Annotated in this window: 7 protein-coding genes and 1 pseudogene; 5 read left to right on the top strand and 3 right to left on the bottom strand. The window is 70.9% G+C overall.

From position 1 onward, the window contains the following. Positions 1-51: 51 nt before the first annotated feature. Positions 52-501 (bottom strand): spore-associated protein, encoded by a 450-nt coding sequence (locus AB0J04_RS44625; RefSeq protein ID WP_363174449.1) that lies wholly within the window; start codon positions 499-501, stop codon positions 52-54. Between the two features lie 230 nt (positions 502-731). Between AB0J04_RS44625 and AB0J04_RS44620 the strand changes: the two genes are divergently transcribed. Continuing rightward, positions 732-992 (top strand): hypothetical protein, encoded by a 261-nt coding sequence (locus tag AB0J04_RS44620; RefSeq protein ID WP_363174448.1) that lies wholly within the window; start codon positions 732-734, stop codon positions 990-992. 40 nt (positions 993-1,032) lie between these two features. On the opposite strand, the pseudogene AB0J04_RS44615 reads toward AB0J04_RS44620, so the two are convergent. Next, positions 1,033-1,408, bottom strand: a pseudogene (locus AB0J04_RS44615) (alpha-amylase); the annotation flags it as partial. A gap of 50 nt (positions 1,409-1,458) precedes the next feature. Here AB0J04_RS44615 and AB0J04_RS44610 point away from each other — a divergent pair. Both AB0J04_RS44610 and AB0J04_RS44605 read left to right on the top strand, forming a co-directional pair. Further along, positions 1,459-1,812, top strand: coding sequence for a hypothetical protein (locus tag AB0J04_RS44610; RefSeq protein ID WP_363174447.1), 354 nt, complete (start codon positions 1,459-1,461; stop codon positions 1,810-1,812). A 159-nt stretch (positions 1,813-1,971) separates the two neighbouring features. Next, on the top strand, positions 1,972-2,832 hold the full coding sequence (locus AB0J04_RS44605; protein WP_363174446.1) for a chitosanase: 861 nt from the start codon (positions 1,972-1,974) through the stop codon (positions 2,830-2,832). Between the two features lie 645 nt (positions 2,833-3,477). Here AB0J04_RS44605 and AB0J04_RS44600 read toward each other — a convergent pair. After that, positions 3,478-4,803, bottom strand: coding sequence for an alpha/beta fold hydrolase (locus AB0J04_RS44600; protein ID WP_363174445.1), 1,326 nt, complete (start codon positions 4,801-4,803; stop codon positions 3,478-3,480). A gap of 337 nt (positions 4,804-5,140) precedes the next feature. On the opposite strand from AB0J04_RS44600, the gene AB0J04_RS44595 reads away from it, so the two are divergent. Together AB0J04_RS44595 and AB0J04_RS44590 are read left to right on the top strand one after the other, a co-directional pair. Further along, entirely contained in the window at positions 5,141-6,154 is a 1,014-nt protein-coding gene (locus AB0J04_RS44595) for an AraC family transcriptional regulator (protein ID WP_363174444.1), read from the top strand. Positions 6,155-6,453: 299 nt separating this feature from the next. Then, entirely contained in the window at positions 6,454-7,935 is a 1,482-nt protein-coding gene (locus AB0J04_RS44590) for an MFS transporter (RefSeq protein WP_363174450.1), read from the top strand. The last annotated feature ends 133 nt before the right edge of the window (positions 7,936-8,068 follow it).

Genomic DNA, 8,068 nt, shown 5'->3' with positions numbered 1-8,068 from the left:
GAGGAACGCCGGCCCGAGGCCGGCGCCATGCGTCCGGGTGTGGTGGGTGGGTCAGCGGGTGTAGGTGGTGCGGTGTTCCGCGCGCGAGCCGCAGTTGGAGCCGATCACCTGGACGTAGGTGTTTCCGATGTTGCCGCCCCAGTCGACGCAGTGGCCCTTTCCGATGACGTAGGAGGGGCCGGCGTAGGAGGTGTAGCTCCCGTAGTCCTCGTCCCCTTCGTTGGTCTCGGGGACGTAGATCCAGGCGGACATGTCCATGGCGGTGCCGGGGTTGTTGCGGATGGTGACGACGCAGTTGTTGCCGTTGCCGGAGTTGTAGGCGAGGTAGAGGGTGCCCAGCGAGCCGACGGCGGCGGAGTTCACGGTCTTGTAGCCGCTGCCGCAGACCTTCTGCGGGGTGGTGTTGGGTGCGGCGGAGGCGGGTGCCGCCAGGGCGGTGGTGGCCCCCACCGCCAGGGCGGCCAGTGCCGCGGCGCCCAGCATGGAGTGAGTGAAGCGCATATTTCCCCCTTGTGTGTTTAGGAGTTGGTTACTCCTGCCTTATGTGACGGGCGGGGCCTTCGGATGGTTGTGCTGGAGTTACTGGCGTTTTCGGTCATAACTGGCGGCACAATTGGCCGAGTTGGGACGCAACCGGACGGACGTGGGCGATGCGTGCCAGGTCCGGGCACGGCCTTGGCCGAAGAGTGCTCGACGGGCCGTTGTCAGTGGTGGGTGACAGGCTGCTGGTCATGGACGAGGTTGAGTTCTTGCGGGGCCGGGTCTACGGCGCCGATCACGACGACGCGGGGCCCCGCCCGGACCGCGTGTACGCCCAACTGGTGGGCGGCCCGCTGGACGGGCTGTTGCTGGATGTCACGGACCGCTCCGCCCACGACCGCGAGGCGGCGCTGACCACCGAGATAGGCCGTTACGGGCCCGGCGGCCGCGCCCTGTACGAGCGACGCGGCGCCGACGACCGCCGTTTCGACTGGCGGGGCGACATTCCATGAGTGGCCGTGGCCGTGCCCGGGGCAGTGGCCGTATCCGGCGCTACTTCGGACAGGGCCCGTCGACTCCCACCTTTCCGGGTCCGTTCAGCGCGTACATCCGCAGGTTGCCCTTGCCGGGCGCGGACACCGTCAGGGAGCCGTTCGGGAAGCTCTTCACGTCACCGGTGACGGCGTCCGTGCAGGTGCCGTCAGAGATGCCCGTGAAGTTCGCCCCGCCGTGACGGTCGCCAGGGCGAAGCTGTCCGTGCTCCCGCTGGTGCAGCGGCGCTTGAAGGCCGTCCCGCCGCTGATGCCGTCGGTCGAGTACTGGCCCATCTGCAGGGCCGGCACCGCCCGGCGGATCCCGCCCAGCCCCTGGAGGTGCTTGACCAGCGCTGGGCCGGCGTGGTGGCCACCGTGCCGCTCGCGCTCGCGACCGGGGGCGGGCGGGGGAGGGGGTGCCTTCGTCGCGGGAAGGTGATCAAATGTGCGAATGTCGACCGGATTTACGCCAGCCGCACCAGCCGCGCCCGCCCCGCGCGTAACTGCCGCACCCGACGCCGGTCACGGCTGGCACAAGCTCTTCATCGGACTCTTCCTGCTGCACCGCGCGACGCGCATCCCCGCCGCGATCGACGGCACGTTGGGGGCGAGTCCGTCGGGCTGGTGGATCGTGCTGTGGGAGGTGCTCGGTCTGGTGCTGGCCGCCTTCGCGGTGAGCGAGTGGGAGATCCTCCAGTCGACGGCCTGGCGCATGCCTGTGTCCCAGTGGATCTGCATGGCCCTCTTTCATATCGGACTCATTGGTTTCTTCGTGTTTCTGATGATCCGTCTGCTCTAGCCTGGCCCGCGGCGCGGCGGATCTTTGTTCGATCGCACGAACATGTCTTCGGCAGGGTTACTTCTGTCGCGCGTGCTTGATAGGAAACTTTCCTGTCAGTCGCAATTCGGTTCGCAACACGGAAGTCACCCCACCCCCCACTCCTTGTCTGGAGCCCCTGTGGCGCACATATCCCGGCCGGTCGACGGCCGCACCCCCGCCCCCACCTCCCGTCGCGTCTTCCTCGCCCTGACCGGAGCCGTCGCCGGCGCCCTGGCGGCCGTACCGCTCCTCGACGCGCAGAGCGCGGGCGCGGCCACCACCGCGAAGGCGAAGGGTCTCGACGACCCGGCGAAGAAGGAGATCGCCATGAAGCTGGTGTCGAGCGCGGAGAACTCCTCGCTCGACTGGAAGGCCCAGTACAAGTACATCGAGGACATCGGCGACGGCCGCGGCTACACCGCCGGCATCATCGGCTTCTGCTCCGGCACCAGCGACATGCTCGACCTCGTGGAGCTCTACGTCGACCGCAAGCCGGGCAACGTTCTTGCCAAATACCTGCCCGCCCTGCGCGCGGTCGACGGCACCGACTCGCACGCCGGCCTCGACCCGAACTACCCCAAGGACTGGCGCAAGGCCGCCCAGGACACGGTGTTCCAGCAGGCCCAGAACGACGAACGCGACCGCGTCTACTTCAACCCGGCGGTCAGCCAGGGCAAGACGGACGGCCTGGGCGTCCTCGGCCAGTTCGTGTACTACGACGCCATCGTCATGCACGGCGACGGCACCGACCCGACCAGTTTCCGCAACATCCGCAAGCGCGCGCTGGCCAAGGCGAAGCCGCCGGCCCAGGGCGGCGGCGAGACGGCGTATCTGAACGCCTTCCTCGACGCCCGGGTCTGGGCCATGAAGCAGGAGGAGGCGCACAGCGACACCAGCCGCGTGGACACCGCCCAGCGCGTCTTCCTGCGCAAGGGCAACCTCAACCTCGACACGCCGCTGGACTGGAAGGTGTACGGCGACAGCTATCACCTCGGCTGAGAGCGCCGCCGCCGCGTCACTGTGACAGGCCCGTGACGCGGACTTGTGGCCTCCGTCACGGCTGGGCAGCTCGGCTTCCGTCCAAGATCGGCGAGTGCCGCGACGCACGACACCGATCACGCGGCTCCCGACGGAAGACGAGCCCCAGCCGTGTCGGCCCTGTCAGGAACGGCGACCCTGTTCGCGATCCCGTCCGGTGCGTCGCCGTCGTCGTCAAGCTCATCTCCGTCGCCCTGCCCGGCAGGCGGCCGGACCGGGCGGTGAACCTGCTGCGCCGGTCGGCGAAGACGGCGGCAGCGGCGGCCCTCGGCTGCTACCTGCTGGGAGCCGGAGCGGTGGCGTAGGCCGAGCAGCGGTGGCGTAGGCCGAGCATGAGTCCCAGTCCGGCGCGGACTCGTCCCCGCGCCCGCCTGCCGCGGCGAGAAGGCGCCGGCGGAGACCCGCCGACACCTCGTCACACACCGCGCCTCCTGCTTCCCGCCGGGCTCCGAGTGCGTACTCGACGACGGCACCACCTACGAGAGCAGCGGCGGCTACGACTGGACGAACGCGCTCGTCATCGCCTTCGCCGCCGGATCCGGCGCCTTCGCCGCGACGGCCCGCCCCGGGCCGGATGCCGGGCCGCCGCCGCCTCGGCGCCCGGAGTCAGGGCAGCAGCGGAAGAGTGGAGCAGTTGGAGTTCGCGGGCCTGCCGTCGAGCCGGTCGGCCAGCCAGGAGATCGCGTCGCCCTGGTCGACGAGCAACGGCGTGAAGTGGTTGATCAGGGCCCGGCCGAGGGGGAGCAGGACCACCGGCTTGTAGGTGACGTCGGCCCCCTTGGCGCACCAGGCCACGGCGAGGGCGCGGGCCTGCGCGTGCGGCACCAGGTCGTCGGCGGTGCCGGTCGCCACCCGTACCGGAGACGTCGGCTCGAGGCGGCCGATGCGCTGGTCGGCCAGGAACGCCTTGAGCGCCGGCTCCGACTGGACGACGTCGCTGATGGAACGCCCGTCCGTGGTCCAGGCGGTGCTGCGCGCCGAGTTGTAGGCGAGGAGCGCGTCGCCCACGCACATCGTCGACAGGTCCTTGAGCGCGGCGCGGCCCGCCGCGTTCAGGTGGGCGTCGGCGATCGGCTCGAGGGCGGGGTCGGACTCGAGGAAGCCGTTCACCGACCAGCCCAGCGCCCCGGCCAGGTCGCTGCCGTCGATGGCCTTGGTGACGGCGGCCAGATCGGCCGGCGGCGCCCCGGCGTAGGTCCCGGAGAGGGTGACGTCGGGGGCGTAGGACGGCTGGAGTTCGGCGGCGGCCGCCGTGGCCCCGCCGCCCTGGCTGTAGCCGAACAGCCCCACCTTGGAGCCGGCCGTGAGCGACGTCCCGTCGAGGGAGCGGGCCGCGCGGACGGCGTCCAGGACGGCGTGCGCCTCGTCCACCCGGTTGACGTAGGTGTGCAGCCGGTCCGTCGCGCCCAGCCCGGTGTAGTCCGTGACCACGACGGCGATGCCCCGGGCGAGGAGGCGGTAGATCGCCAGGGTCTCGTAACCGACCGACAGGGTCTGCCCGTTGACGAGGAGCGGGTGTTCGAGGCCGAGGGAGGCGGCGCACTGGTCGCCCTGGCCCATGGTGCCGGGCGCCAGGGCGACCAGCGGCCGCGGCCCGCCGCCCTTCCAGCGGGCCGTCGGATCGAGGTACGCGCCGGTGACCGCCATGGGCCGGCCGGCGGAGTCCGTGGACTTGTACATCAGGCGGGTCGCGGTCCCGGGCAGCGGTCCGTCGATGCCCGGCAGGCTCAACGCGAGGGGGAGCGGTTCGGACCGGACCAGGGCGCCGTCCGCCGCCGGGAGCGAGGCGGGCGGGTTGTAGAACGTGGGGATGGTGACGCCGCGCGAGACCACGGCGTCCGACTGGGCCGTCGCGTCTGCGGGTACTGCGGTGACTCCGAGGCAGGCGGCGGCGGTGACGGCCGCGGCCGACAGGCGGGTGGGGGCGGGCATGGCGGACCTCCGGTGAGGGGGAGGCCGAGCCTTCGTCTGCGGCTCGGGTGGCGGACGGCCCGGTGGGGTGCGGGCCGTGACGACCGAGCGGCGCAGGGCCTCGGTCGTCCACCGCTGCCGAGCGCCGCTCTTAGACGAACTGTCAGGACCGTAGCGGTGGGTGGGTTGCCTCGGGTAGCGGTCGGCAGGTTACGGTTCAGTAATATGACTGATCGGTAACGTGGCATCACTGCGCGGCGTGTGGTGTCCGCCCGCCCGCGCCAACGAGCCCGTCCGAGCGGTGTGGTTGACTTCGTTTGTGCTGCACGAATCGGTTTTCCGCACCGCGGACCTACCGGTGGACGCGCGGTTCGAGGCATGGGCGGAGCGCATGGGCCGCACCCACGCGCCCATGCAGCTCACCAGTGACCGCACCGCGGACTACCACGGCCACCAGCGCGTGATCGGGCTGGGCGACGACGTCACGGTATGGCCCGCCACCTTCGACCACCTGGTCTTCCGTCGCACGCCGAAGCTCGTCCGGCAGTCCGATCCCGAGACGATCCACCTGTCCCTCCTGCTGAAGGGCGAGGGCGCCGCCGACTGGGGCAGGGAGCAGGCGGCCTACCGGATCAACGACTTCCACACCAACTCCTCCTCCCGGTCCTGGGACATCGCCACCGGCCCCGACCCGGTCACCCTCGTCGGCCTGGAGATCCCCAGGTCCCTGGTGGTCGTGCCCGGTCACCGCGCCGACCGGTTCATCGGGGGTCGGGTGTCGGGCCGGGAGGGCATCGGCGCGTTGCTGGCGCAGTTCCTCCTCCGACTGGTCGCGGACACCGCCCCCTACCAGCCCTCGGACGCGCCCCGGCTGGGCACGGTGGTCGTCGACCTCGTCACGGCCGTCTTCGCGCAGGCCGTGGACGCCGACCTCCGGCGCCTGCCGGAGACCCACGGCCGTACCCTCACGCTCCGCGCCAAGTCGTACATCCGCCGACATCTGAGCGACCCGGACCTGACCCCCGCAGGGGTCGCCGCCGCACACCACGTCTCCCGCAGCTACCTGTACCGCCTCTTCCAGGCCGAAGGCCTGACGGTCGCCTCCTACATCCGGGACCAGCGACTGGAGAAGGCCCGCCGCGACCTCGCCGACCCCGGGCTGCACGCGGTGCCCATCCATGCCGTCGCCGCCCGGTGGGGCTTCCCGCGCGCCGCCGAGTTCACCCGGGCGTTCCGCACCGCCTACGGCCTCCCGCCCAGCGAACTGCGCGAACAGGCGCTGACCGAGGCGTGGCGCGGCGGTGTGGACGCATCGCCAAGTAGCCGTGGACCGTACGCCAACGACACGGCGGGCACCTCTCCTGCACCATGAAGATCACCGCGGCGCACGCCGCGAGCTGTGGGCCGTGCCAGGACGACGGGGGAGTCCTGGCACGGCCCGTATGCGCCGGCCGCCGCACACCGGCCGAGGCCGATCGAGTCCCGCGGATGGCCGAGTGGTGACGGTCCGGCCGCGGGCGTACCGTCGAACGGTGGACCCGACGGTGGGCACAGCCGTCCACCGACCTCTCCAAGGGCCCGCCTCCGCGCGGGCGACACGCCATGAGCAGCCTTCCGCAGCCGACTTCAGCGACCCAGGCCTCCGCCCGACAGGACGGCGGCGGTAACGTGATGGCGCTGCTGGTCATCGCGTCGTGCCAGCTGATGGTGGTCCTGGACATCACCATCGTGAACATCGCGCTGCCGGACATCCAGCGCTCCCTGGACTTCTCCACCACCAGCCTGGCATGGGTGGTCAACGCCTACACGCTCACCTTCGGCGGTCTGCTGCTCCTCGGCGGCCGGGCCGGCGACATCCTCGGCAGGCGGCGGGTGTTCGTCTTCGGAGTGCTGCTCTTCGTGCTCGCCTCCCTGCTCGGCGGACTCGCCCAGAACGAGGCCCAACTCCTCGCCGCACGCGCCCTCCAGGGCGTCGGCGGCGCCATCGCGTCCCCGACCGCGCTCTCCCTGGTCAGCACGACGTTCCAGGAAGGCCCTGAGCGCAACCGGGCCTTCGGGGTGTTCGCCGCGGTCTCGGCGGGCGGCGGCGCGATCGGCCTCCTCGCGGGCGGGATCCTCGTCGAGTGGCTGAACTGGCGGTGGGTGCTCTTCGTCAACGTCCCCATCGGACTGCTCATCGCCCTCGCCACACCCCGCTTCATCAAGGAGTCCGAACGCCACCCCGGCCACTTCGACGTCACCGGCGCGCTCACCTCCACCGCGGGCATGGTCCTGCTGGTGTACGGGTTCATCAGAGCCGCGCAGGAAGGCTGGCGGGACCCCCTCACGCTCGCCTCGTTCGGCGCCGCCGTCGTCATCCTGGCGGTGTTCATCCTGGTCGAGCGGCGTTCGCGGCAGCCGATCACGCCGCTGCACATGTTCGCCGACCGCAACCGGGCGGGCACGTACGGCATCATGCTGTGCCTCGCCGCCGCGATCTTCGGCATGTTCTTCTTCCTCACGCTCTTCGTGCAGAACGTGCTCGACTTCAGCCCGCTCGCGGCCGGCTTCGCCTTCCTGCCGGTCAGCGCGGTCATCGCGATCGGCGCCGGGCTGGCCTCGAAGTTCCTGCCCACGTACGGCCCCAAGCCCTTCATGGTGGTGGGTGCGATCCTCGCTGCGGGCGGCCTGTCCTGGCTGACCCTGACCGACGTCCACTCCACGTACGCGGGCAGTGTCCTGGGGCCGATGCTCGTCTTCAGCCTCGGGATGGGCATGGAGTTCGTGTCCCTCACGCTGATGGCGCTCTCCAACGTGTCCCCGCGGGAGACCGGCGCGGCCTCCGGACTCCTCAACGCCACCCAGCAGGTGGGCGGTTCGCTCGGCCTGTCCATCCTGGTCACGATGTACGGCACGGCCAGCCGCAACGAGGCGGAGAACCAGATCCCCGACTTCCTGTCCCAGGCGACCCCGGCCGAACGGCTGCAGTTCCGGCGTACCGGGCAGCTTCCCGACCCCTGGGCGGACGAGGTCCTCACCGCCGGCGTCTCGGCCTCCTTCGTCATGGCGGCGATCTTCACGGTCCTGGCCGCGCTGATCGCGGTCGTGGTGATCCAGGTCCGCCCCTCGGACCTGGAACGCCTCAAGGGCGGCACCGTCCCGGGCGCGAGCTGACGCGTCGTAGATCTTGACCCTGGTCGGAACCGGGGCTTAGTGGTCTGCGTCGTAAGTCCTTCGGGGGTTGATCATGCGGCTGGGGCGGCGGAGGATTCTTCTGGGTGATCGGCGGTGTGCCGGTCGAGTCTGG

Origin of the sequence: Streptomyces sp. NPDC050263 (assembly GCF_040655955.1) — a bacterium.
Lineage (GTDB): Bacteria > Actinomycetota > Actinomycetes > Streptomycetales > Streptomycetaceae > Streptomyces.
Note: the sequence above shows the minus strand (reverse complement) of the source record. Positions and strands in the feature narration are given on the sequence as shown.

Coding starts and splice junctions, on each gene's coding strand:
- AB0J04_RS44590 (WP_363174450.1), top strand. CDS start 6,454: ATGGCGCTGCTGGTCATCGCGTCGTGCCAGCTGATGGTGGTCCTGGAC.
- AB0J04_RS44620 (WP_363174448.1), top strand. CDS start 732: ATGGACGAGGTTGAGTTCTTGCGGGGCCGGGTCTACGGCGCCGATCAC.
- AB0J04_RS44625 (WP_363174449.1), bottom strand. CDS start 501: ATGCGCTTCACTCACTCCATGCTGGGCGCCGCGGCACTGGCCGCCCTG.
- AB0J04_RS44600 (WP_363174445.1), bottom strand. CDS start 4,803: ATGCCCGCCCCCACCCGCCTGTCGGCCGCGGCCGTCACCGCCGCCGCC.